General features: G+C 58.3%; 20 protein-coding genes and 1 pseudogene. 12 read left to right on the top strand and 9 right to left on the bottom strand.

The features are described from left to right. Positions 1 to 106: 106 nt before the first annotated feature. Positions 107 to 310 (bottom strand): annotated as a pseudogene (locus tag JQ611_RS30790) (DNA ligase); the annotation flags it as partial. Positions 311 to 631: 321 nt separating this feature from the next. On the opposite strand from JQ611_RS30790, the gene JQ611_RS30785 reads away from it, so the two are divergent. The 3 genes from JQ611_RS30785 (at position 632) to JQ611_RS42015 (ending at position 2,615) form a co-directional block, all read left to right on the top strand. Further along, the gene (locus tag JQ611_RS30785) at positions 632 to 1,051 is read left to right on the top strand and encodes a CopG family transcriptional regulator (protein ID WP_211996179.1); all 420 of its coding nucleotides are present in this window, start codon (positions 632 to 634) and stop codon (positions 1,049 to 1,051) included. Between the two features lie 5 nt (positions 1,052 to 1,056). Continuing rightward, positions 1,057 to 2,247: a PHB depolymerase family esterase gene (locus JQ611_RS30780; RefSeq protein WP_212270017.1), complete on the top strand. Its 1,191-nt coding sequence runs from the start codon at positions 1,057 to 1,059 to the stop codon at positions 2,245 to 2,247. A gap of 206 nt (positions 2,248 to 2,453) precedes the next feature. Beyond that, positions 2,454 to 2,615 carry a hypothetical protein gene (locus JQ611_RS42015; protein ID WP_249133583.1) on the top strand — a complete coding sequence of 54 codons (162 nt, stop codon included), beginning with the start codon at positions 2,454 to 2,456 and terminating at the stop codon, positions 2,613 to 2,615. A gap of 129 nt (positions 2,616 to 2,744) precedes the next feature. Here the strand turns inward: JQ611_RS42015 and JQ611_RS30770 are convergent, their stop codons facing one another. Continuing rightward, a complete protein-coding gene (locus JQ611_RS30770) occupies positions 2,745 to 3,221 on the bottom strand; it encodes a Phasin protein (protein WP_212270016.1) in 477 nt (158 codons plus the stop codon). Positions 3,222 to 5,725: 2,504 nt separating this feature from the next. Between JQ611_RS30770 and JQ611_RS30765 the strand changes: the two genes are divergently transcribed. Beyond that, the gene (locus tag JQ611_RS30765) at positions 5,726 to 6,205 is read left to right on the top strand and encodes a hypothetical protein (RefSeq protein WP_212270014.1); all 480 of its coding nucleotides are present in this window, start codon (positions 5,726 to 5,728) and stop codon (positions 6,203 to 6,205) included. Between the two features lie 384 nt (positions 6,206 to 6,589). Here JQ611_RS30765 and JQ611_RS30760 read toward each other — a convergent pair whose 3' ends face one another. Then, entirely contained in the window at positions 6,590 to 6,928 is a 339-nt protein-coding gene (locus JQ611_RS30760) for a hypothetical protein (RefSeq protein WP_212270013.1), read from the bottom strand. Between the two features lie 638 nt (positions 6,929 to 7,566). Here JQ611_RS30760 and JQ611_RS30755 point away from each other — a divergent pair. Then, positions 7,567 to 8,751, top strand: a complete 1,185-nt coding sequence (locus JQ611_RS30755) for a cytochrome P450 (protein ID WP_212270012.1) — start codon at positions 7,567 to 7,569, stop codon at positions 8,749 to 8,751. 709 nt (positions 8,752 to 9,460) lie between these two features. Here JQ611_RS30755 and JQ611_RS30750 read toward each other — a convergent pair. Next, complete coding sequence (locus JQ611_RS30750) at positions 9,461 to 9,751, bottom strand: hypothetical protein (protein ID WP_212270011.1); 291 nt, start codon at positions 9,749 to 9,751, stop codon at positions 9,461 to 9,463. A gap of 33 nt (positions 9,752 to 9,784) precedes the next feature. Beyond that, on the bottom strand, positions 9,785 to 10,024 hold the full coding sequence (locus JQ611_RS30745) for a hypothetical protein (protein WP_212270010.1): 240 nt from the start codon (positions 10,022 to 10,024) through the stop codon (positions 9,785 to 9,787). A 1,010-nt stretch (positions 10,025 to 11,034) separates the two neighbouring features. Between JQ611_RS30745 and JQ611_RS30740 the strand changes: the two genes are divergently transcribed. Further along, positions 11,035 to 11,517 (top strand): hypothetical protein, encoded by a 483-nt coding sequence (locus JQ611_RS30740; protein WP_212270009.1) that lies wholly within the window; start codon positions 11,035 to 11,037, stop codon positions 11,515 to 11,517. 641 nt (positions 11,518 to 12,158) lie between these two features. Here the strand turns inward: JQ611_RS30740 and JQ611_RS30735 are convergent. The 3 genes from JQ611_RS30735 to JQ611_RS30725 all read right to left on the bottom strand — a co-directional run bounded on the left by JQ611_RS30735 (position 12,159) and on the right by JQ611_RS30725 (position 14,090). After that, entirely contained in the window at positions 12,159 to 12,383 is a 225-nt protein-coding gene (locus JQ611_RS30735; protein WP_212270008.1) for a hypothetical protein, read from the bottom strand. Positions 12,384 to 12,613: 230 nt separating this feature from the next. Beyond that, positions 12,614 to 12,799, bottom strand: a complete 186-nt coding sequence (locus tag JQ611_RS30730) for a hypothetical protein (protein ID WP_212270007.1) — start codon at positions 12,797 to 12,799, stop codon at positions 12,614 to 12,616. Positions 12,800 to 13,583: 784 nt separating this feature from the next. Next, a complete protein-coding gene (locus JQ611_RS30725; protein WP_249133582.1) occupies positions 13,584 to 14,090 on the bottom strand; it encodes a hypothetical protein in 507 nt (168 codons plus the stop codon). 1,209 nt (positions 14,091 to 15,299) lie between these two features. On the opposite strand from JQ611_RS30725, the gene JQ611_RS43145 reads away from it, so the two are divergent. The 6 genes from JQ611_RS43145 to JQ611_RS30700 all read left to right on the top strand — a co-directional run bounded on the left by JQ611_RS43145 (position 15,300) and on the right by JQ611_RS30700 (position 21,251). Next, a complete protein-coding gene (locus tag JQ611_RS43145) occupies positions 15,300 to 15,668 on the top strand; it encodes a hypothetical protein (RefSeq protein ID WP_409411311.1) in 369 nt (122 codons plus the stop codon). Positions 15,669 to 16,064: 396 nt separating this feature from the next. Then, positions 16,065 to 16,412, top strand: coding sequence for a hypothetical protein (locus tag JQ611_RS30720; RefSeq protein ID WP_212270006.1), 348 nt, complete (start codon positions 16,065 to 16,067; stop codon positions 16,410 to 16,412). A gap of 25 nt (positions 16,413 to 16,437) precedes the next feature. Next, complete coding sequence (locus tag JQ611_RS30715; RefSeq protein WP_212270005.1) at positions 16,438 to 16,971, top strand: hypothetical protein; 534 nt, start codon at positions 16,438 to 16,440, stop codon at positions 16,969 to 16,971. Positions 16,972 to 17,506: 535 nt separating this feature from the next. Then, positions 17,507 to 19,279: an adenylate/guanylate cyclase domain-containing protein gene (locus JQ611_RS30710; RefSeq protein WP_212467539.1), complete on the top strand. Its 1,773-nt coding sequence runs from the start codon at positions 17,507 to 17,509 to the stop codon at positions 19,277 to 19,279. 18 nt (positions 19,280 to 19,297) lie between these two features. Continuing rightward, complete coding sequence (locus tag JQ611_RS30705; protein WP_312012290.1) at positions 19,298 to 19,546, top strand: ABC transporter substrate binding protein; 249 nt, start codon at positions 19,298 to 19,300, stop codon at positions 19,544 to 19,546. 418 nt (positions 19,547 to 19,964) lie between these two features. Beyond that, positions 19,965 to 21,251: a citrate transporter gene (locus JQ611_RS30700; protein WP_212467542.1), complete on the top strand. Its 1,287-nt coding sequence runs from the start codon at positions 19,965 to 19,967 to the stop codon at positions 21,249 to 21,251. A gap of 144 nt (positions 21,252 to 21,395) precedes the next feature. On the opposite strand, the gene JQ611_RS30695 is transcribed toward JQ611_RS30700, so the two are convergent. After that, entirely contained in the window at positions 21,396 to 23,177 is a 1,782-nt protein-coding gene (locus tag JQ611_RS30695) for an adenylate/guanylate cyclase domain-containing protein (RefSeq protein ID WP_212467538.1), read from the bottom strand. Between the last annotated feature and the right edge of the window lie 294 nt (positions 23,178 to 23,471).

Below are 23,471 nucleotides of genomic sequence, written 5' to 3'. Positions count from 1 at the left end.
AGATTCAAAGGAAAGCTCGAAACATCCGAAATCAAGGGCAAAACCCGGTTGAATCATGCGATCGATATTTGCCACGCCGCGGGGATCGAAATGGATAGCCCGGCGGCGCTTTACGCTCGATCAGCGGCAATTTTCGCAGGTCGTAGCCATTGAGATAGAGCAGGTCGAAGGCAACCATCACGATGCGCGTCGACTTGCCCTTCACTTCGTTTTGCAGGACCGAAAAATCCGTGGTGCCGTCGGCGGCCGGAACGACGATTTCGCCGTCGATGATCGCGGATCCGGCGCTAATGTGCCAGGCGTCGTCGGCGAAGGGACGACGATAAAGCTTTATATGCCGCGCGCGCACGTGAGCGAGTCCCAGCCCATCCATAGTTCCGGGCATATCGACGGAAGGCGAGTCCGTCTGGAAAAGCGGATCTTCCGGACACAACCGCTTATGGCTCGCAGAGCAGACCAATCTTGAGTCAGACAGCGGACTGCGAGCCACAAATGCGGCCGTCACCGCAATGCCCAAACCATTGCCGATGGTCGGGGGCGACGGCGCACAATCATTCAGCCGGCGCGCCCTTGAATACCGGCTCTCGCCATCCATATACCATCCATACAGATGGTATATGGATGGTGAGAAATGCCCCCTAATGTCCACGAACTGCGACCAAAGCCTGCCGAGACCGAAAAAATCACGATCAATCTCGGGTATGTCGATCTTGGGCACGTGGATTTGATGGTGCAGGAAGGTTTCTATTCGAACCGCACTGATTTTATCCGAACAGCGATCCGTAACCAACTCGAACGGCACGCAGACGTAGTCAAACAGTCCGCGGCCCGAAAAAGCCTGGAGCTCGGTCTGAGGAATTACAGCCGAGCGGATCTCGAAGCGGCGCGGCGGGCCGGCGAGATGGTGCACATCAATGTTCTGGGCCTTGCCAGCATCGCCCAAGACGTCACTGCCGATCTCGCCCGCGCCACCATTGGCTCAGTCTCCGTGCTCGGAGCTTTGCACGCCAGTCCGGCGGTCAAGGCCGCTCTCGCCGACAGAATAGGGTAAATTCGATGCTGGATCAGGACACGATTCGCGAAGCCACACGGCTGACGCATGCGGGCCAACTCGCGGAGGCCACGGCGCTACTTCAGCGTATGCTCGGCGGCAAACGCACGCCGGACGCGATATGGCGCACGGCGGGGCGCATCCCTCTTACAGGCCGCGAGCCGCTTACCATCGATGCGAAGGTCAATGACGTCGAAGAGACCGATAGCGCGCACTTGGCGCGGGCCCCTTCCGCTCCACCGCGCGGGCTTCGGCCGTTACTCGATCGAGCAAAGGATGGCTCCTGGCTCGGAATGCGAGGCGTGAAGCGCACCCCGCCGTCGACATCGGAAATCGCGCCGGACGGGACGAATTTCATCGAAGCCGCTTACAGCAATCCGGCGGGAAGCCGAGCTTACAAGCTCTTCGTCCCTAGTGGCTATCAGGGGCAGCCGATTCCCTTGGTCGTGATGCTTCACGGCTGCACCCAGTCGCCGGATGATTTCGCTGCCGGTACGAGAATGAACTTCATCGCAGAAGAACAAACCTGTTTCGTGGTCTATCCGGCCCAGCGCAGCGACGCCAACCAATCGAAGTGCTGGAACTGGTTTCGCGCAGGCGACCAGCAACGCGGCGGCGGTGAGCCCTCGCTTATCGCGGGCATTACCCGCCAGGTCATGCGCGATTATTCGGTCGATCCAAAACGCGTCTATGTCGCCGGACTGTCGGCCGGAGGGGCCGCTGCAGCTATCATGGGAGCAACGTACAGCGATCTGTATGCGGCGGTAGGGATCCATTCCGGCCTCGCCTGCGGGGCCGCTACTGACATGCCCTCCGCATTTGCCGCGATGCGGCAAGGCGGCGGATCCGGTCGCAGGGGCATTTCCGGCAACGGGCCGTCTGTACCGGCAGTTATTTTTCACGGTGACCGCGACACCACCGTGCATCCAAACAATGGCGGTCAAGTTCTTGAACAGGCCATAGGTACAACGAGCACGCAAAAAACGGTGCATCGCGGGCAGATACCTGGAGGGCATGAGTACACCCGCACGACCCACACCGACGCGGGCGGACGCGAAATCCTGGAGTATTGGAATATCCATGGCGCTGCCCACGCTTGGTCGGGCGGTAGTCCTGCGGGCTCGTACACCGATCCGCGGGGACCGGACGCAACGAGGGAAATATTGCGCTTTTTCCTCGGGCATTCGCTTCCTTGACGACCAGCGACGAGCGGCCTTTCGGCAATTGATATTAAGACGACTACCCTCATGTGAAGCATTGCGGCCAGCTAAAGCCGGCGGCCAATCTGCATTGATCCTCATTTTAAATGAGACTGCGATGTACAGTATCAAGCATGCATTCGGCCCGGAGGGCGGTAGGATAAGGGTGCGCCTGGTAGGGTATCGGCAATGGTGAGGCCCGTTTGACGGTATCCGACAACGGCCGCGGCATCCAGAATCTTAACGAAAACGGATCTGGCCTCAAATTGATTGCCTCGCTTGCACGTCAGATCGGCGGCGCAGTGGATCAGGAAAGCAGCGATAGGGGGAGGGCAACCTCGCTCACGTTTCCATTGATGACGTGAGTTCAAAGCATCATTCGCAACGCGATTACGCGATTGACTGCCACATCATTAATCGAACATCCACCGTCCTCTACTTATATGTCCGTAAAGATGGAAGTGTCGCTGCTCGGATAAGTGGCCTTTGGGACTTCATCGCTTAATACTTAGTTCAACCATTTCATTCGAGAACTTGCGGAACATTGCGATCCGCTCTTTTGTGAGCTCTTCAATTACGCGGATTAACTGAAAGGGCGACCTGATCGACGCAAGCCTCGGTCCGAATTCAAGCGCAAATTGCATGTTGGCTTGTGCCATTTCCAACAGCTTTGCTTGATACGCCCGCGCTGTTGCCGTGGCTGAAGAAAAATCAAAACCTTTCTTTAATTCCGTTTCGCTCATGATCTGTTTGACGGAGTCCTGCAGTGCCATCGCCGGACTCTCAAGAATGGCAGCCGTTTGTTTCGGGGCATGACCCTTGGGGGACAATCTAATCGGGTCGGCTGCAACCGAGCGCACGCGGCTGGGTTTAGAGCTTCTAATAACAGCCGAATTGGCCCGTTGGGCCTTCGCGGTTACTTTCGAACTGCGGGCGGGCTTTGACGCCGTTGGCGCTTTACGTTTGGTCATTTCAGCACTCCAAAGATTATTATTGACCAAAACGGTCATGATTGAAGAGCCAACATGCTGAGCAGTTCAACGTTCCATCGAATTACAGTGCGACGCGGATTAATGCCCACCCGTTGAGGTGTTTTGACCAGTATATCGGTTTCCGGATATGCCAGATTGTCCAGTGCATCGCGGCAGGTAATCCTTCCACGCTACCTCGAAGCTGGAGGCTTAGGATCAGATAGCCCCATGCGTCTCCGGGTGAAGATGCATTAAAGCCAAGTTTGGCTGGTCGCCATCCTATCAGCGCTGTTCAAATCTGCGATGCTTATCGCCGGTGCGTGCCGTCGAGAAGGTGGTCGCCGCGGCGGAGTAGGAAGCTCGGCAGTGCCTGGAACATCATCCCGTAATTGAGGTTTGATCTAACGACCATCGGCGCGCTGCGCGGATCGTGAGGAAGTAGTTTGATGTCGAGTGGCTGGGCTGTCAATGTGAAGGAGAGCCCGTCGGATGACTTTGAGTCTTCCAAAACCTACTACGCCCGCGTTGCGGACAGGCACCATGCCGCAGAGGCCGTTCGGCGCCATCTTGCGGCGGCGCGGGGCAACACAATTGAAGCGCGGGTGCCCATACAGTCCACTGTATTCGATGCCCTTGGCATTCCCGACGGCGAGGTTGTTCTGAAGACTCGGGTCAGCACCCGGGGTAATTGAAGTGTGATCGGCCGTCGCAAGGAAGTAAATGCGGGCGCAGCTTAGAGGCCGCCTGCGGCTTCGAATTTTAAAACTACGGTCTAAATCCCTTGGCGCGCGGTAAGGCGTTCCCTCTTTGCAATCGCCGTTTCTGTTCCGGACTACCCCCTTCGGGGGACGAACAGACCGCGGCAAGAACGCGGCGCTGGCGTGGACCAAAAAGGGCCACCTAAAAAGTTAAAAGGGACCAACGACTAAGTGGATAATGAAAAGTCAGGGCCCGTAGTCTTACCCGGCACAAAGCCCGGAAAATTTTGGACATTTTCACAGCAATCTCCGGACCGGGACGCCGAGGCCGTGACGCGCGGGGGGATGGAAGGCGCCCGCGCCACCGCCACAACACCTTCTCTCATAAGCGGGTAAAGTCCGGCCAATGCGTCATCGCGAGATCGGGGTGATAAAATCACGGTGCAGGCAAGTTGGTCTGTTGGCACCATCGAACCGAACGGTGACGCCTGTATTGCTTCGGAAAACCTCGACCACGATCCCAGTCTTGCCGGCCAGCGAGCGGCATCGAGTGGCTCCGAGTTCACTCATCTTGAAGCGAGCGCCGACCACCAGCCTGCTAAATTCTTGCGTGTCACTCACAATGCACTCCGTGACAAAAAACCACTTAGAATGACGTTTGAACTTCTATCTCGGCTCAGGTTCCAATGAGGGCGTAAGCTCTGGAGCGCGGAAGTACTCCAAAGTAGTTCGGGGAACGATCCAACCAAGTTGCGTTAACTTTACTCGCCGTTGGCGCTTTTTTTTCAGCGTTGCGGTTGGAATGGGCGGCCCCCAGCGCAGCCTCCCGGCCCCTGATAGGGCCGCATTTCTGCGGCTCGCGAAATGAAAAAGGCCGCCAAACTGAGGCGGCCAAACTAGCGATTGGAGCCAGAGGACAGCAGGAACTCGCTCATATCAAGTGCCGTTTCAATCTGGCGAAGCTTCTGGACTAATTCGTCCCGCTCGCTGCATGGCGCAAGCGTCTCCACATCTGACCGGACCCGTCGTGCCAAATTAATCAGGCGTTCTTCAAGTGTCGTGCTGGGGCTGACAAGGCGGCGCCGCACAGCCTCACTCCGGGGCTTTGAGGTTGCTGGATTGCCAGCCCGACTTATCCGACATCGGATCTCGCGCGACGGTGCGCGTCATCGTGTGATTGCAATTGGCGCACTCAAAGGTCCGGCTGTCATCGCGGTCAGACGCTGGGCTGATCATGGTCAGCATCATTCGTTTGGAACATTGGGGGCAGCGGGGCCGCTCAAATGGGATCAGCGACGGTTCAGGACGGGTATGAGGTTGGGGCATGTGATGCATCCCTTTTGGTCAGGCGGGAGCGCAACACTCTCAGTCACCGATGGAAGCCGAAGGCGGAGCGGTGATCGGGATAATCTGGCATGTCCGGCAGCCGACGTAGTGGTCAAAATTGCTCACACCGGAACAGTTAATGGAGGAACTAGCGGGCAGGCACGCATGGGCACACACCGAACCAGCCGGTGCTCAAACCCGCGGCTTTGCCAGGCCCGTCGTTTCTGTTCCGCCGGACCTGGAGCCAAATGTGGTCAAGCTCGTCGACCATCAGGACGCCGGCGCGCCGCTGCTTGACTATATTCGGGTCGCGCAGGCCGTCGCCGTGGGTCGCGACGTTTAACATCAACAGTATCAATAAGCGACGCCTGCCTAACATCCTCTATAGGCTGCAGTCAGCGCGTCCCGAATAGCTACCTTTGAGGTGAACCAATCCATCAGGAAATCGTTACTGGTGGCCACTTCACCGGAGGAAAATACATGCGCGTTGTTGTCCTCGCCAGCCTCTTATTGGCCTCATCGAGCCTGCCCTCCTTTGCCCAGGGCGAAGGGAAGCCGCCGATTTCGTCGCCGCAAAGCGTGCCTACTCAACCCGCCCCGTCCGACCAGAATGCCCAGCAACCGCGAGATCAACGCACCGACCGGGCCCAACCCAAGATCGAGGAGCGGGAAATGGGTCGGGACTGGCGGATGCGCCGGGGTGACGGCGACCGTATGAGCCGCGATGACCGTGAAATGGGTCCGGAAGTGCGACGCAGTGACCGCGAAGAATATCGCGAGCTCGACATGGATCGGCGTCGATACAGCGATCGAAACGACCGCGACAATCGAGGTTGGGACCGTGCGGACCGACACCGGGACTATCCAAGCTACGACGATGATCGCCCTCGGAGGCGCGTGAAGATCTGCATCGAATACGACAACGGCGATGAGTACTGCCGCTATCGGCAAGGACCCTGAGGCGATTCTTATCGAACGACGAAAGTTGCTATTGCTTTGGCGGCTCGCACTTACCAGCGAGCCATCAACAGTTTTGACAGAGGGTCGGTGATGCCTGAACAAACGAAACGATCGGCCTCGGTGGGATTCACACCTGTCAGCGCGCCTCGCTTGCAGAATTCCTCACCTAGATTAACGATCCCCAGCCCACCCTAACGTAAACGAGCGTCCGGGCTCGGCGAAATTTGAGCCCGACGCAATCAACCATGCGCTTTACAGCAATCTTTTCGGCTGGCTGGTCGGAGGCTGGCGGCGAACGAGCCGCACCGTTTCAACTGCCTGGCAAATAGCGCACCGGTAAGTGAATGGCCCTCACCAACGTACTCAGAAATTTCAATTCTGATTTCAAAGAATATACATTCGCTTGGCCGCAGAAAGCGCGCGAATGCAGCCTGTGCGATCACCCTTAGCATCAAACCGTTTGGCGCGGGCCAATGTCGCTGAGAATTTTGATTGCAAGCGCTCCTGGGCTTGTTTCAAAGAATCGGATGTTGGCTGTCGATCAAGTTGCTCGCCAACCGACTGTGGCGCTGTCAATCCCGCGTTCGGATTTCCCGCGGACTGGCGTATGGCCGCTTCGAATTGAGCAATGTCTTCGCTGCAGGGACCGGCTTGAGCAACCGGGATGTTTAAGCAGAGCACCGCGCAAACGATGGGCCCCATTGTTTCTCGAAGTTTTGACATAGGACCCGCGCCCGGATCAACCTCGTCATATGGTTCGGCCGCTCGTTCCTGGAGAACAACGATCCGAAGCCCGTGGCCGATGCGATTAGAAAGTTCACCAAGGTCTATCCCTACGAGGGCGGGAAATACCTCATCCTGCCGCCCGGCTACGATGGTCAGAGGGTTATTTCAAACCGTTGCCGGCGACCGGCGCGCGAACCCTCGACTCGGTGTCCTGGCACTTTTCAGAAGTAGCGGATCTGACGAGTGAAGTCCGTTGTTAGGGGAAGATCGGAAGTCGCCGACCCGGACGTCAACTTCCGCAAATGACCCACAACGGACTCTGGCCGCCTGCCGGAACACGCGCTCGCGCGGATAGCCAAAAGGTGACGCCCTCTTCCTCAAATCCGCTAGGGAGCAGGCTTGTCGTCGCTCGCATGCATTACCTTCAACGGCGCGATTTGTCCCTGTCGATGCCGGTTTTTCTCCCGGTATAATCAGGCTTGGTCCTGAATTCTTCTCTCATTCGGTTCCGGCGCGGCGGAGGAGCGTGCCGGCTTCGCGCCTGCCGGTGCGGCGGATGCCGGATTGCGCTGTTTCTCGGCTGCCAATATGCTCCGCCTCGGCACATGCTGGCCAACAACCAACAGGATCACCCCATGCCGACCGTGTGCCTGGCCCCCCTGGACGAGACCATCACGATCGAAGAGCTCTCGCGCGATCCCTATCCGATCTACCGGCGCCTGAGACGCGAAGCACCCGTATTACGGGTCAAATCCGTAGGCCGCACCTTCCTCACCAAGGCCGTCGACACCAAATACGTGAAGGACAACGCGGCGTTGTTCAGCTCCGACGACCCGAACACGCCCATGAAGCGCGCCTTTCTCGCGCATACGCTGATGCGCAAGGACCATGACGAGCACCGGACCGAACGCATGGCGATGATGCCGGCCCTGATGCCGAAGACGATCGAATCCGTCTGGGCGCCGCTGTATGCGAAACTGGCCGCGGCGTATCTTGACCGGCTGCCGCGCGGTGAGGTGGTCGATCTCTTTCCCGGTCTCGCAGGACCGCTTGCCGCACGGATTCTGGCACATGCGATGGGCGTTCCGGACGCGAACGATGAGGACATGCAGCGATGGTCGCAGACGCTGATCGACGGCGCCGGCAATTTCGGCTGGACGCCGGGGCCTTTCGATGCGACCGACATCGCCAATGCGGAAATGGACAAATGTATTCGCGCCAACGCCGAACGCGTGCGGGCCGAACCGGATTCCTCAGCGCTCTCCTTCATGGTGAACGCGAAGAATCCGATTCCGGAAAGCCAGATGATCGCCAATGTGAAGATCGCGATCGGCGGCGGCATCAACGAGCCGCGCGACGCCCTGCTGACGATCCTCTACGGCCTGCTCACCAATCCGGATCAGCTTGACGCCGTGCGCGCAGGCGACAAATGGCGCTCCGCCTTCGAGGAAGGGGTGCGGTGGGTGGCGCCGATCCAGGCGAGTTCGCGGCTCGTTATGGAGGACACGGAGATCCGCGGCTGCTTCATCCCGAAAGGCGACACCGTTATGACGATCCAGGCGTCGGCCAATCGAGACGAGGACGTCTTCGACGATGGCGAAAACTATTACGGGTTGCGTGAGCCCAATCCTCACCAGGCCTTTGGCAACGGCCCGCATCACTGCGCGGGCGCGCACCTGTCGCGGCGAACCGTTGGCGCGATCCTGCTGCCCATGCTGTTCGAGCGCTTCCCCAACATGACCTTGCCTGATCCCGCGGGCGTGCGCTGGCACGGATTCGGTTTCCGCGGCCCGCTCAATCTGCCGATTCTCCTGCAATAGGAGCGGCGCGAGGAAGAGGCGTTTTATTTTGCCTCATCCGCTGCCGCAGATCGTCCGCAATTCCCCGCAAGCAGCTTGCCGGCGAGTTGCGCGGCAGGTTCTTCGCATAGATCAGCTCTCGCCGGGTCCTGGCCGCGCAAGCTGGCGAGGTGATTGAATAACATCGAGATGTCGCATGTTGGCACTCTTCGGACCTAGCTCGATGTCCGAGTTGAGTCCGTAATGCGCAGCAAAGCGGTCGTCCGCCGGTCACGCCCTAGATGTCCGCGCTGTTGAAGCAAGAGCGGACTCTTCAGTTGCCGGCTGATTACCGCGATTTAATCTTCGCACTCATCCTTCATTCACAGAGGACCCTCTACGCTTCCTGCGGAGACTATACTCAACGGGCGGAAACTGATGAAACTTAGATTCGCACTTCTCGCACTGGCCACGTTGGGTGGCGCAGCGTTCTCGACCGGAACCGCTTCAGCAATGCCGCTGGCCCCCTGGGACAGTTCCAGTCTTCGAACGTCGAGAGCGTTGCAGTGGTCTGCGGTCCGCGCGGTTGCGTCCGCACAAGGCCCGAGTATCGGCGCGGGGCCTACGTCGTCCGCCGCCCCTATGTACGTCACGGCTACGGATACCATCGGGGCTATCGTCGGTACTAATCTTGAAAGAGGGCTTCGGCCCTCTTTTTCTTCTTCCTGCTAACGTTTGGTCCAAAGTTGGCCTATCCATCGAGATCCACAAGATACACGATGCTAGTGTCACTTGATGGCTCGGTCGATTGCGTTGCTTGCCGATAAAGAACTGCTTCTTCAGCAGTAGCCAACCTGACCTTCATCGTGGCGCTGGCATCGCACAACGGGGTGCCATGAGACGTGATTGTACTCAACTTTGTGCGTAACCGGCCGTGTTCGCAAAGACGTTCCGCGTCCTTGTGCCTCTTAGCTTGCAGCGCAAGCGTTGGCCTGCCGTTGATCTCAATCGTGAATATCGAGAATGTGAAGCGGTGGTCCATTTGATCTCCGCCTTCCTTTTATGGACCTACAGATCAATCCGTCAGCAGATCATAGTCCCGGCGCAAAATAGTTTGGACGTGAACCGCCGCGCGCGCGGCGGTATTGGCATCTGCCGCGCCCGCTGCGAGCACACAGAGCGACCAGTTATTTTCAGCGTGCTTTGCAACACGATTGATCGCTATTTCCTGGATGTTATGACAGCCCGGCTGCTTTCTAACTTCTAACAACGCTCGACGCTGCAATTCCGGCATTGAAACGCGGATCTTGGGCATAGGGTTGGCTCGGCAATTGTACGGTGCGCCGGCCTTGAATGGTTGGGAAGCCGCGCGGCCTATACCTAACAGAGCAAGAGCAATTTGAGTTCCACTTGCGAGAGCCGCGACCCTCGATTTAGGCTGGGCATTCGCACGGCGTCCCAATCGCCGCGGCTGTTCAACGGGCGGAATACCCCGTAGCTCAAGCCATCCTTTCACGGTCGATCAACCGGTCGTATGGCCACTCTTGGGAGAGCGGGACCTGACCTTTGGGATCCAAAAGCATGACGAAACGCGAACGCGGCGATCTAATTTATGGGGTCGCCGCGAGTGCGCTCGTATTTGTATTCATGATCATTATGATTTTCTCGCAATGATGGTTTCGCTTGTCGGAGGTTACGCAGCGGCGCGCCAGCGCATGGCGCCGCATGCCTGGTCGCGGAATAGCGAATACTGCCCAACGTAACCCCATCGCCCCGCGAGGTCTTGGAACCGAGACCACCGGCTAAACGTTGTCATAGCTAGAATTCCAAGCTGCGCAATTATGCAGCAGGCGGAGTAAGACGCATGGATACCACCACACTTCTCATCATTGTACTTCTTGTCCTGCTGCTTGGCGGCGGCGGCTGGTACGGCCGAGGACGCTGGTACTAAACGGTAGCTCGATCTGTGGCCGATCTCTCAGCGTGACCAAGACGACTACGTGATCCCCGATGTGTGAAGGATCGCTGCATCGATGAGCGACGGCTTCGAGCGCCCAAAGTTCAAGTCGACGCTTAATTTTATCCTGAGAGCTGTGTCGCATAGGCAGAGCAAGACCCGCCGGCGACCGGAACGCGCCGGTTCCGGTTGCAGTCTGCTAACGGCCGAAAAGCTGGGATTAGCTCAATTCGTCAACTTCTTGTTCACCAATAATTGCCACCCTGATCGTCGCCTTACCGGGCTTGTAATTGCGTAATCGAAAAGCCGCCCACGATCGTCCCGGAGGCGGCTTTTTGTTTTTATCCGGGGCGCGCGCGAGACTGCACGTGAGTTTTCAGATCACGGTTTTGAAGGTGTTGGCCGGTCAAGTTGATGGGCGAGCAACGCTCGCCGAACTCACGCGACAGGTTTCTATTCTCATTTCCAGTGGCCCCGATTGGACCGATCGAACCAAGCGGCTAGCTGCGCTTGCGCCTGGCCTAAGTATCTTCGGTTCGCATTTCGTGACTGTCGATGGTGGCGGTTGGCAGATTACCGACGCGGGCCGGGCGTTTCTATTGTCACTCGAAACTCCAGCCTCGGCGATGTCCGAAACACCCTCCACTACTGCGGAGTTTATGCCGGCATCCGTTACAGCACACCTCGAACCGACGCCCGAGGCTTCGCCGCCGCCGTCTGAAGGTCAACACGTGCCCGAAGTGGCTGCACCACAGCCCATCTCTCAGCGATCCACGATGATGCGCTTGATCGGCATCCAGAGACGAGTCAAATCCTCACCTAATGCGGGACGAAAGCGGCGGTCACGTTAGCCGCCCCACGATGGCTAGCTACGGAATTCGCTATCGCTCGTCGCGACCGTGCATAGCGTATTTCCATGCCGTCCAGGCGCGTTGGCGCCGGTACTCGATGAAGTCACCTTCGGTGCATCGCGGGAAATAGGCTTTCCAGGCAGATTCAAAGCCGGCCCGCGCCTCGTTGAAACGTGACGCATAGCCGCTACGGGAACGACCGCGATGTGATGCCGGGTAGAAGCCGACGTCCCATCTCCATTGCTTGGCCTTGACCGGCAGCCCTGACTGGACCGCGATCGTGCCGACCTGAACGTCACCATAAAAGATGTGCCAGCAGTCGGAGCGTTCGGCTGAGGGCGGCGGTGAGCTCGAGCATGACCCATTGGAGCGCGCTCGTAGCGGCTAGGCAAACGACCCCAGCGCTAGGGTTCGTAACTGCCGCGGCATACTCGGGATTGCGCTGTATCTTCAGCCGGAGCTGGACAAGCCGAACTGCTTTGCTCGTTTTCTGTACCGCCGTTGCAATCGAGCATAGACAGCTTGGCGTGTTCGATTCAGTTCAACAGCTATCTCGGCGGCTTCCTTTCCGGCATCGAGGAGCTCATCAAGCTTCTGCTCCTCTTCGGAGGTCCAACGCCGTCTCGCTGGACTTGGAGCTGTCATTTCTTCGCTTTGAGCTGGACTTTTGTGGGCGGTGGCGCTGCAGCCTCGCGCTCCAGCCGCTCGGCCTTGAGACGCTCGCGGTTTTTTGAGAACGCCTTTTGCGCGATCTCGTGCTCGGTCATTGCCTTTTCGGCGTCGACTTGGCGGAATGCCTTACGCGCTTCGCGCGCGGCTTTGCTGATCGGCTTCTGTGGTTCAGCTTTGCCTGGTGTCTTCGTCATTTCTTAGCCCTTCAGCCAAGATCTCGACCAGCCGGAGCTTTCCGCAACCAGAGTGGGCGCGCAAGCGATAAGGCGCGCGAAAGCCGCCCCGAGGGGCCTGGCAAATCACTGGAAATGCTTAGTCCCAATCCTCCTCCTCGGTCTCTCGCCTCACGGCCTCACTGAGCGTCCAGATCATCGAAAGAGGCCGCCAGCGGGGCGGCCTCCCGAGCATCTTAAAACTCAAACTGTTAGCCAAAGTAGCCGTAGTAGTCGGTTGGATTGTTGCGGGCATACGCCGCGGTAAGCTGTTGCTGCAACGCGATCCGCTGATCTGTCCGCACCCCGAAGCCTGTAATGACACCGGCGCCGCCGCTTACAGCCTCAAGCTGCTCGTCCCTCATTTCGGTTGCCTCAATCTGGTAATCCCATTTCATGTCGCTCTCCTGGTTCCTTTTTCTCCCGGGCACCATTGCCTCGGCTGATTGCGACATTGACGGATAAGTTCTCGTGGCGCTGTTCCCTAGGGAACAGGCCGAGAGGGCGGCTGAAATCAAATCAGGCCACCGATAACGAGTGCTGCCACTTTGGCGATGTGCAGCGGGACTTTCTGTCCGAAGCGGCGGCCTTGGTGCTGACCCGCGCTAGCGTGGGCTTTTTGTGCACCACTCTCTTGTTCATCTATTGCGTTGGTACAGCCACGTACAACGTCCGCGGACTTGTCTGCGATGCGATGTGGGAGACGTTCCATGGTGATAATAGAAAGAGAACAGCTACCAACGCAGTTGCACCCATTATCGCTAGCACAGTCGTACCCAATCCCAGATCCGGACTAGAATTGCACTCTTCCTGCATTGTGTCTCCAAACGCCCCTGATGTTCAACAAGCAGCACCAGGGAAACGTTCCTCCGGAACGAGCGCGATATACTGCAAGCGGGGCGAAGCTGACCCTCGCCAAACCCCCTCGATCGATGGTTTCGCGGTCGGCGCGTCCCGTGCGCAGATCCTGAGGGGTTGGCAAATCGCTGGATCAGTCCGTCGAAACTCGACTTCGGCGCAATAATCGCACCTGCTCAATTCTGTTACACAGGTCACAGCGATATTGAATGATGTCAATTCCTTCAGCGTCGGGGGAGCTTTTTTCGAGCCTCATTGTTTGATTGCATACGATGCAGCTAACGAGATCGATAAGCGGGCTTTTATCGTCGTTGCCCGCCGTGCTCACTTCCCCTTCGCCTTCGGCTGATCAAGGCGAGCCTCACGAAACTCCGGAGGCCCCTTGGTTAGCCGCCGCCTGCGCTGGGCTTGTTCTTCAGGGGCCGCCGCGGGATCGATAATCTTTTCGATCGCCTTCGTGGCAAGCTCCTGAGCGCGCAACCTCCGGCCCGGCTTGCCGGCCGGCCGCGCAGGCGCTTTGACCTTCGTCCCCAAGCTGTCGATTGCCTCAACGGCTAAGTCCGCAACGAGAGCGGCGCTAAGTCGCCCGGTTGGCCTCGGTTTCGCCTTTACAGTGAGCCCCAACTCGACCAGCCGACGGAAGGCGTCAGAGCGGCTGGTTTTGTTGGTTTCTGCCCAAGCCTCAACCGCTGCGATCAGGGCGGGCGGCATCCTGGCAGCAATATGTGGATCTCTGCCACCTTTGATAGCAGGTCGACCGCGCCTTTTTGGTGCAACCGCACTTGATTTTTTCATATATTTGGTTGTACCATAAATCTGCTTAAAAACCAAGCGGCCCGCCGAGGTGCTAGGAACACCGCGACAGGCCTGGCCCAAACTATTAGGTAAGTCATGGGTCAGGTTACTTCTGAGAATAGCACACCTATGCCAGCCGAAAGCACCGGCGGGCTTTACTTCCCCACAGACACAACGCGCGAACAGTTGTTCCAAGCCATCGGGCAACTGCGCAAGGGACGACAGATATCAGATCGACTGGATGTCCGAGACCAGCGACGCCAACATCACTCCCGACCAATGGGAACGCAGAGAGCCCCGCATGCGAGCGACAACCCGAAGGTTGGTAAGGCATCACCGGGCAGCAATTGAGCGCGTAGCGGCCGCGCTGCTAGTCCGTGAGACGCTGAGCGCTGAGGATATCGACGCGATATGTAGCCCGCCGGTTCACGCCCGGCGGGCTTTTCTTGCGACACACCGGAACCGTGGCACCACTCGACGGTTATTATGGCAGCAGCGACGGAACTGGGAAACCGGCAGTCGCGTAAGGAGCCGCACGGAGTCATGCCCGGGCGGCTTTTTTATGTTTTAGACCAACCTGCGCTCCGGAGAGATATCGTGCGAATAGTGAGTACACTCCACGATGGCCGAGAGTGCAGCCATTCTCAGCGCTATCGGGTCCCGCTCGCCTTTCGCGGCACATGCAAGAATGTTAGACGCGATTTCGGCTTTCATCGTCGACGTGCGCTTTGCCTCGGGGAGTATTGCCGTGGCATCGTCAAGGACTGCCCTCATCAATTTGATTAGCTCGGGCTGAAAAACCGCTCCAATTGCGCCCATCGCCGTTCTCCCACTCACTACGCCTCTCTTTATTATTCTATTGCCATGATTTGAGCGCGTCCTGTTGAACGAACGCAAGGCTTATTTTTCATTGCGGCCTTATCCTCGCTGCGGTGCTCCGGTTCAACGCCCGCATGACGCCGATGCGGGCCATCATGGTGGGGCCCCGCTATGCTCGACAACCAGCATTCGCTGGTCCGGCAGTGGGATCGGCTCCTCAACGCGCGGTCCGGGCGGTTAGGCCTCTGGGGCTCGCCGAATTAATGTTTCTTAGGTCGACTCCCGGAGGGATAGGGAATCTACTGATCCCCATCATCGCACCTCGCAACCAAATCGGTTTGGAGGTTCGTGATTTGGGGGTGACGCTTTATAGGAGGCGCATCCATGTGCGATTACAGCTGACATGCGGTCGCGACACGACCCGCGGTGGTCGCGGAAACGTTGGTCTCGACCAACTTTTCTACTGGGACTCACGGCTTTGCGAGCCCAGACGATTCGAAAGTCGCGGTCTGCCTTCGTCCTGGGACCGAGATAGCATTCGAGAATGACGCTCAAACTGATGGCATCATGTTTTGCAAGAGCATCGGCGATCGACTCGCGCGCTTTCGCCAAATAAACCTCAATAAGCCATACCAACATCACGACGCGCTGGAATTCTCAAACGGTACAATCGTTCTTGTCACTGACCTCGCTGCGGGGCAGAGGGCTACCGTACTGCAATTGCCTGCAAGCCCAATCGAGGAAAAGCCTCGAGCGTCCCAACCTGCAGCTCGGTATGAGACCGCTAACGTCTGATGGACAAAAAAGGCCTCGGATCGCTCCGGGGCCTTAGCTAAACGCGAGAACGAGCCAACCTGAGCACAACATCACAAGGGCGGTTACGATTAGCGCGAGAAATCCGTCAGACACGAAGTCATGATTATGCATGATACACCTCCTGCCGCTGAGGGGAGGCTGGTCCGAATTTATTAAAAATTTCGGAATCAGCTTAAGGAAGCCGCCGTCGGTTTTTTAGTGAATATTCAAATCAGGCGTCTTAAAAAATGCGAGAAATGCGCGTGCCGAGATCGATCCAGGAGCTTTAAGGATTGGCCACCTGAAATTTATCCGCACTATAGACCGTTACTTTGAACGCATGATCGATCAGCAGCTGCAGATGATTTGGGGTGGAAGCCGCCATCAGGCGACGTAATGGATCAGATTGCCAATGGCGGCTTGCTGACCACCGCGCAGGCAGCGACCATTTGCGAAGTTTGTGGTCAAACTATCTGCCGGTGGAATGATGAGGCCGCCCGCAGGGGCGAACCGAAGCAGGCAACGTGGTTGATCGGCACCGCGCGGCTGCTCGACTATGTCGAGAAGTATCAGGGCGGCTTACCTGCGCGCGTCAAGGCGGAGAGCCTGCTCAAGAAGCGCTGGCCGATTTGGTCGTTGCACGGGAATGTAGGTCAGCACAGTGGACTATTGATGCATGGCGATACGCGTCTAATAGACACATTGGAAACTCAAGCATGGAGGTCTTTGCTCGACAACGTTTAACCCGCAACCTATCTGGGAGGAAACCATGAGGTATCATCTCAATTCATCGTGGATGTGTGGTTGTGTTGTTCTTGCCTTGGCAGTCCCGGCGGCCTCTGCCCCGGCCGTGGCTGAAGAAGCGGGTCAATGGTTCGGTCGAGCCGTTCTGGTCACCTTGTCCAACAAGAGCGTTAAGCTGGAAGACCGGGCTGACCATACGGTGTCGGTCACCGAATTCGACGGCGCCGTGTTCAATGCCGACGGCAAGCCCTTCCTCGACAAAGCCCGCTATCAGGTGGTTGATCTAACGGATGTTGGCAATTCCAGCGGCGGCCATAAAACCTTCACAGAGGCCGATGGATCCAAGGTCTTTGCCAAGTACGTCTTGAAAGACGTCAAACCGAAAGAGTTCCGCGGTACCTTCGAGTTCACTGGAGGCACGGGAAAATATGCAGGGATCACGGGCCGCGGTGAGTACCACGTCGTGCAGGTCAGTGACACGGCCGTGTGGGATGAACTCCGCGGCGAGTACAAAATACCGTCTACTGTTGGAAGTTCGCGACCTGATCCGGCCAAGTAAGCATCGAACTGCTCTCAAAAAGTAAAGAGACGCTGCCTATCTGAAGAGCGGATGATCTTGAATGGCCCGACGTGCAATATCGTCGGGCCATTTGTTTGCTTGCTGCGGCGCGGCACGAAACTCTTTAAGCGTAGCGCAACGCACGCGCGCCTGGGTGCTTCGATGTCCGTTCTTGAGGGCAAAGGAGACTTCTCAGTTACCCGCCCCGATTTCTGAGTTTGACCCACAACAGACATCACCACCTGCAGGTTCTCAGACCCTATCGGGCAGTCCCGCGTAGAAGTTGAAGGGCATCGTTCCCGCGTATTTGAGCAGCACGATCGATACATCTCCTGCAGAGGCCTTCCTCGCAGGAAGATGGTGTAAGGATTCTCCGCGGCGGAGCCTTCAGAGGTCCAAGGGCTCGGCGAAGCCGTTAGGGGGCCGCCCGAGCGGGGTCCATGCGTAGCTGCTTGTTGCAAATCGCGCCTTATGAGACTTGCCTCTCAGGTCAGCTTTCGTACAAGATGGCCTCGCAAGAGGAAACGTGCTTGCCATGGAGCACGAGCAACCAGGTCGTGTCGGACGCAGGCTCGCCGCCATAGTCGCGGCTGACGTCTCGGGCTACTCGCGGCTCATGGGGCGCGACGAGGTCGGCACGGTCCGCACGCTCCGCGAACACCGTAGGGTCACCGATGCCCTCGTGGAGAAGCACGGTGGACGGCTTGTGAAGAGCACGGGAGACGGTGTGCTGCTTGAGTTTCCTTCGGTGGTCGATGCAGTCGAGTGCGCGGTAGTCGTGCAAGCAGTAATGGCCCAGAGGAACGAAGGGATCCCGCAGGACCGGCGTATGCTGTTTCGGATCGGGATTAACCTTGGAGACATCCTGATCGACGGAGACGACATTCTTGGCGATGGTGTGAACATCGCCGCTCGGCTTGAAGGCATCGCTGAACCGGGTGGCATCTGTATCTCTTTTTCCGCGTACGAACAGGTTCGTGGGAAGGTTACGGTCGAGTTCACTGACATCGGCGAGCAAATCCTCAAGAACATAGCCTGTCCGATCCGTGCCTACGTGGTTGGCCAGACCGCAAAGGCTCATCAGGCCGCCCCCCTGTCATCTTCAGCACCGCATTTGTCTATAGTGGTTCTGCCATTCGGAAACCCGGGCCGCGATCCCGAGCAGGAATACTTCGTTGATGGCGTCACCGAGAGCCTGACAACAGACTTATCGCGCATCAGTGGTGCGTTCGTGATTGCGCGTAACACGGCGTTCACGTTCAAGGGCAGACCCGTGGACGTAAAGGAAGTCGGACGTGAGCTGAACGTCCGTTATGTGCTCGAAGGTTCCGTGCAGCGCGGTGGTAACCGGCTTCGAGTGAACGTGCAGCTGATCGACGCCGAAACCGGCAATCACCTGTGGGCTGAGCGTTTTGACAAGTTTGTGGCCGATCTGTTCGACATGCAAGACGAAATCGTTTCGAGGCTCGCCAATGCGCTCGATGCCGAACTTATCGCTGCCGAGGCCCGCCGAGCGGAGCGTTCACCGCATCCAGACGCGATGGACTTGGTGTTCCAGGGTAGCAGTTGGTTCAACAAGGGGCTGACACCCGATAGCCTGACACGAGCGCGCGGCTTTTTCGAGAAGGCCATTGCGCTCGATCCCGATAACATCGAGGCCATGGTCGGTTTGGCACGGGTCGATGGCTACCTAGGCGCTTCGTTTATGACCGATGACTATTCAGAGCGGCTTGCGGCAGCGGAGACGACCATTAGAAGGGTACTATCCCTCGCACCAAACCACGCTTTGGCTCACGTGACTTTGGGCTTCGTGCAGGTATTTACGAACCGCGCAGCCCAAGGTATTGCGGAATGCCAGCAGGCTTTGGAGCTGGATCGCAATTCGGCCCGCGCTCATGCTCTCATCGGATTCGCCAAGTTCTTCCTTGGTCGCGGCGAAGAAACCGAAACTCACATCAACGAGGCCTTCCGCCTTTCTCCTCGCGACACCGTTGCCGCTCGTTGGCTGGGGTATGTCGGCCTTGCCAAGGCGCAGCTCGGTGCAGATGAGGAAGCGGTCATCTGGATGCGTCGGGGCCTCGAAGCAAACCGAAACCATTCGTTTGCGCATTTCCCTCTCGCGGCAATGCTGGCGCAGGTTGGTGAGTTGGACGAGGCGCGCGCCACGGTACAGGCGGGACTTGCGCTTGATCCGAGCTTCACTATCCGTCGGTTCCGCGCTCATGTACCGAGCGACAATCCGATTCTCCTTGCTGTCCACGAACGCATCGTTGCGGGAATGCGGCTGGCCGGGGTGCCGGAAGGGTAGCGTTCGTCGGCGACAACATTGATACTTCGAGTTGACGGCACCAACCAGAGCCCACACTGGCCGGTGGCGCTAATGTCTTATGGCCCTTACCTGATCGATCAGTATCGCCGCGTAGCTGGCTATGTCGACCGCATTCTCAAAAGTGAGAGGCCAGCCGACCTGCCGGTTCAGGAGCCGACTAAGTTCGAGTTGGCGATCAACCTGAAGTCTGCCAAGGCACTCGGTCTCACTGTGCCGCAGACGTGCTCGCTCGCGCCGACGAGATGATCGAATAACAATCCGATTTGCTGCACTGCATGGGTCCGTGTTTGGCACGAACCAGACCAACGGGACCGGTCTGTCGATGTCCGTTCTTGAAGGCAAAGCCGACTTCCCGGTGGCCCACCCGGACTTCTCAGTTTGACCCAGAGCGGACATAAGGCCTCGGGCACACATTGCTTTCTTTTGGGTGGCGTGTAGAACGGCACTCGGGTGCTCGCTGCATGTGGCAGTGACAGGTCAAGCGATGGTCGGGCCGCCACGCGGAGACCGTGCGCCCATGACCCGTCGAAGATCAGACGAAGAAATCCTCCGTGCCCAATACCTCGCCGGGAGGGCCGTCAATGTGCCGCCGCTGCTGCTTCTCGCCGCTGCGGTGCTCCTCCTAGGCATCCTGTTCGCAAATCCGGTCGCGGCAACATCCGCGATGGGCGCGTACTCTGCCCAGCCCGTCTACCTGTTCAGCATCCCCGTTGATTTCATTCTTTTCGGCCTGACGCTGCTAGGCGTCGCGGTGTTCCACCGCTGGACACTTGAGGTGGCGTTGACCGGGCTCGTGGCTGTTACGCTTTACAAGCTGCTGTTTACCGGCTTCCGGCATGGCGAGGGTCTGACCGGCTTCATGTTCCAGCTGCATCACGAATGGGTTGTTCTTGCCAATCTGTTTCTACTGCTGATGGGCTTCGCTATCCTGTCGCGGCATTTCGAGAACAGCCGAATCCCCGACGCGATGCCGGCGTTGCTGCCAAACGGCTGGAGCGGCGGCCTGATCCTGCTGGCGATCGTATTCGTGATGTCGGGTTTCCTCGACAACATCGCCGCTGCCTTGATCGGTGGCACTATGGCGCGCCACGTATTCAAGGGCAAAGTGCATATCGGTTACCTTGCCGCCATCGTCGCGGCCGCCAATGCCGGAGGCGCAGGCAGCGTCGTTGGTGATACCACCACCACCATGATGTGGATCGACGGCATTAACCCGCTGCGCGTCGTGGAGGCCTACGTTGCAGCCATCGCTGGCTTCCTGATCTACGGAATACCGGCTTCGCTGGCACAACATCGCCATTCCCCCATAGAGAAGGATGCGCAGCGTGGCCTGCACATCGATTGGACCTATGTGGGAATTGTCGCTGCAATCCTGATCATCGCTGTTTCGGCCAACGTCATCGCCAATCTGAAATTTCCGGCGATGCTCGATGCCGTCCCTGTGATAGGGCTTGCGGTGTGGATCGTCATTCTCGCAGCCGCGCCGCTGCGTCGGCCGGATTGGGCGATCATGCCGGAAACGTTCAAGGGCACGGTCTTCCTTTTGGCCCTTGTCACCAATGCGTCCTTCATGCCGGTAGAGGAATTGCCTGTCGCCTCGTGGCAAACCGCGTTGGGGCTCGGCTTCCTGTCTTCCGTGTTCGACAACATCCCGTTGACGGCGCTTGCGCTGAAGCAGGGTGGCTACGACTGGGGTTTCCTTGCATATAGCGTGGGCTTTGGCGGTTCGATGATCTGGTTCGGTTCGTCGGCGGGCGTCGCGATCTCCAATATGTATCCGGAGGCCAAGTCGGTCGGCTTGTGGCTGCGGCACGGCTGGTCTGTCGTGGTGGCGTATATTGTGGGCTTCTTCGTGATGTTCGCAGTTGTCGGTTGGCATCCTGACGCTCCACACAAAAAGCGTGTTGCGCTGGATGTGAACTATCAACTGGAAGTGGCTGGCCGCCCGTAAGGCGAGCCTAAGCATAGCGCGGGTGGAATGTCCGCGTTTGGCACGAAACGGAAGAGCCGGGCCGATCTGGCGATGTCCGTTGACGGGGATAGACCGGAAGCGGCTGGCCGACCGCAGACCGACGCGATTGACCCAGAGCGGACATCAGCCCTCAGGCACGCCGGCCAACCGCAGGCCCTCAATCGCGCGGTCGCTCCAGGCAAGGAAGGTCGGATTGTCGCTTCGTGCATACGTGGCATCACGAAAGCGACGAATGGTGAAGCCTGGATCGAGCGCAAATCCCGCTTGCACCGCGGCCCGCGCTTCGTCCAGCTCCCCGAGCCGCGCCAGCACAGCCGCGAGAAGGAAATGCGCGGCGGAATAATTTCGGTTTGCATCAAGGCCCCGGCGCAGCCAGACGACTGCTTCGGCATCGGCACTGAGCTGAGCCTTGGCGAGGCCGACCCATGCCATCCATCGATCGGCAAAGGTGTCGCGAGGAGAAAGGCGGAATGCCTCGTTGATGTGAAATTCGGTTTCTGCGCCTCGACCAAGCAGAAACTTGGCGAAGCCGATGAGAGCGTGAGCGCCGGCCAAATTGCGATCCAGCGCCAGTGCCCGCTCGCATTGAGCGATGCCTTGAGCCACGCGTTTCGTAAACATTTGCACGAAGCCCAGATACACGTGTGCCAAAGCGTGGTTCGGCGCGAGCGATAGCGCTTTGGTTAAAGTCGCCTCGGCCGAGGTGAACCGCGCTGAATAATCGTCGGTCATAAGGGCACCTCCGAGTACGGCATCGACCCGCGCTAAACCGACCATGACCTCGACATTTCCCGGATCGAGCGCCATGGCCTGCTCGAAAAAGCCGCGCGCTTGTGCCATGTAATCGGGGGTCACCCCCTTGTTAAACCAAGCCCTACCTTGGAACACCGAGTCCATCGCGTCTGGATGCGGTGAACGCTCCGCTCGCCGGGCCTCGGCGGCAACCAGTTCGGCATTTAATGAGTTGGCGAGCCTCGATACGATTTCGTCCTGCATGTCAAAGAGGTCGGCAACGGGCTTGTCAAAACGCTCCGCCCAGAGGTGGTTGCCGGTTTCGGCGTCGACCAGCTGTACGTTGACCCGAAGGAGGTTGCCACCACGTTGCACCGACCCTTCGAGCACGTAGCGGACGTTCAACTCACGTCCGAGCCTCACTACGTCGACCGGCCTACCTTTGAAGGTGAACGCGGTGTTGCGCGCAATCACGAACGCGCCATTGATCCGCGACAAGTCGGTGGTCAGGCTCTCGGTCACGCCATCGACGAAGTAGTCTTGCTCGGGATTGCCTCCGATGTTTGCGAACGGCAAAACAACGATGGACAACCGGGGAGTTGACGATGGCAGCGAAGCAGCTCGGTCGGTTTTCGCGTTCAGGCCAACGGCATAGGCCCGCACCGGGTCGTCGATGTTCTTGAGGTTCTGCTGACCCAGATCGGTGAACTCAAGGCCGACCTTGCCTCGGACTTGATCGTAGGCAGCAGACGAGATGCAGATGCCGCCCGGTTCTGCGATGCTTTCAAGCCGCGCAGCAATGTTAACTCCGTCGCCGAAGATGTCGTGGGGTTCAACGATTACGTCACCGATATTGACGCCCACGCGGAATACAATGCGTCTCTCTTCCACGTCACCGGTTGTAAGCTCGCTAACACGCGCTTGGAACTGCACCGCAGCTCGGATGGCTTCGACCGCGCTCGGAAACTCCGCCAAGAACCCGTCGCCGGTGTTCTTCACGACACGGCCGCCGTGTTCGGCAATTGCCGGGGCGACGGCGTCGGTTAGGAGCGCGGCCAGTTTGGCATGGGTCGCCTCTTCGTCATTGTGCATCAACCGCGAGTAGCCAGCTACGTCGGCGGCCAATATCGCCGACAACCTCCGCTCGACCCGGACTGGCCGCTCCTGCACCATGGCCCACGATCCAACCTAGATGCGATTGTACGACAGATCAGATGGGATGCCCACTAAGGCTGATGTCGCATATTGGCACAAAACGGACATCCCGGAGTCGGCGGCCAATGTCCGATGTTGTGACCTTGCACAGCAATGCAAACGACCAGAGCATTAGTTCCATTTTCTAAAGGGCAGCCGGTTCGTGTGCCTTTCGTGTAACACTCTCTAAGAAAGTAGCCTGAAGAATAATGTACCGGGTGTCCCTCGTTGCGTGACTCGAATCGCAGCGTAAAGCTGGGATGCGAGGGTATC

It is taken from the genome of Bradyrhizobium sp. AUGA SZCCT0182, assembly GCF_018130185.1.
Lineage (GTDB): Bacteria > Pseudomonadota > Alphaproteobacteria > Rhizobiales > Xanthobacteraceae > Bradyrhizobium.
This window is presented reverse-complemented; position numbering and strand designations above follow the sequence as displayed.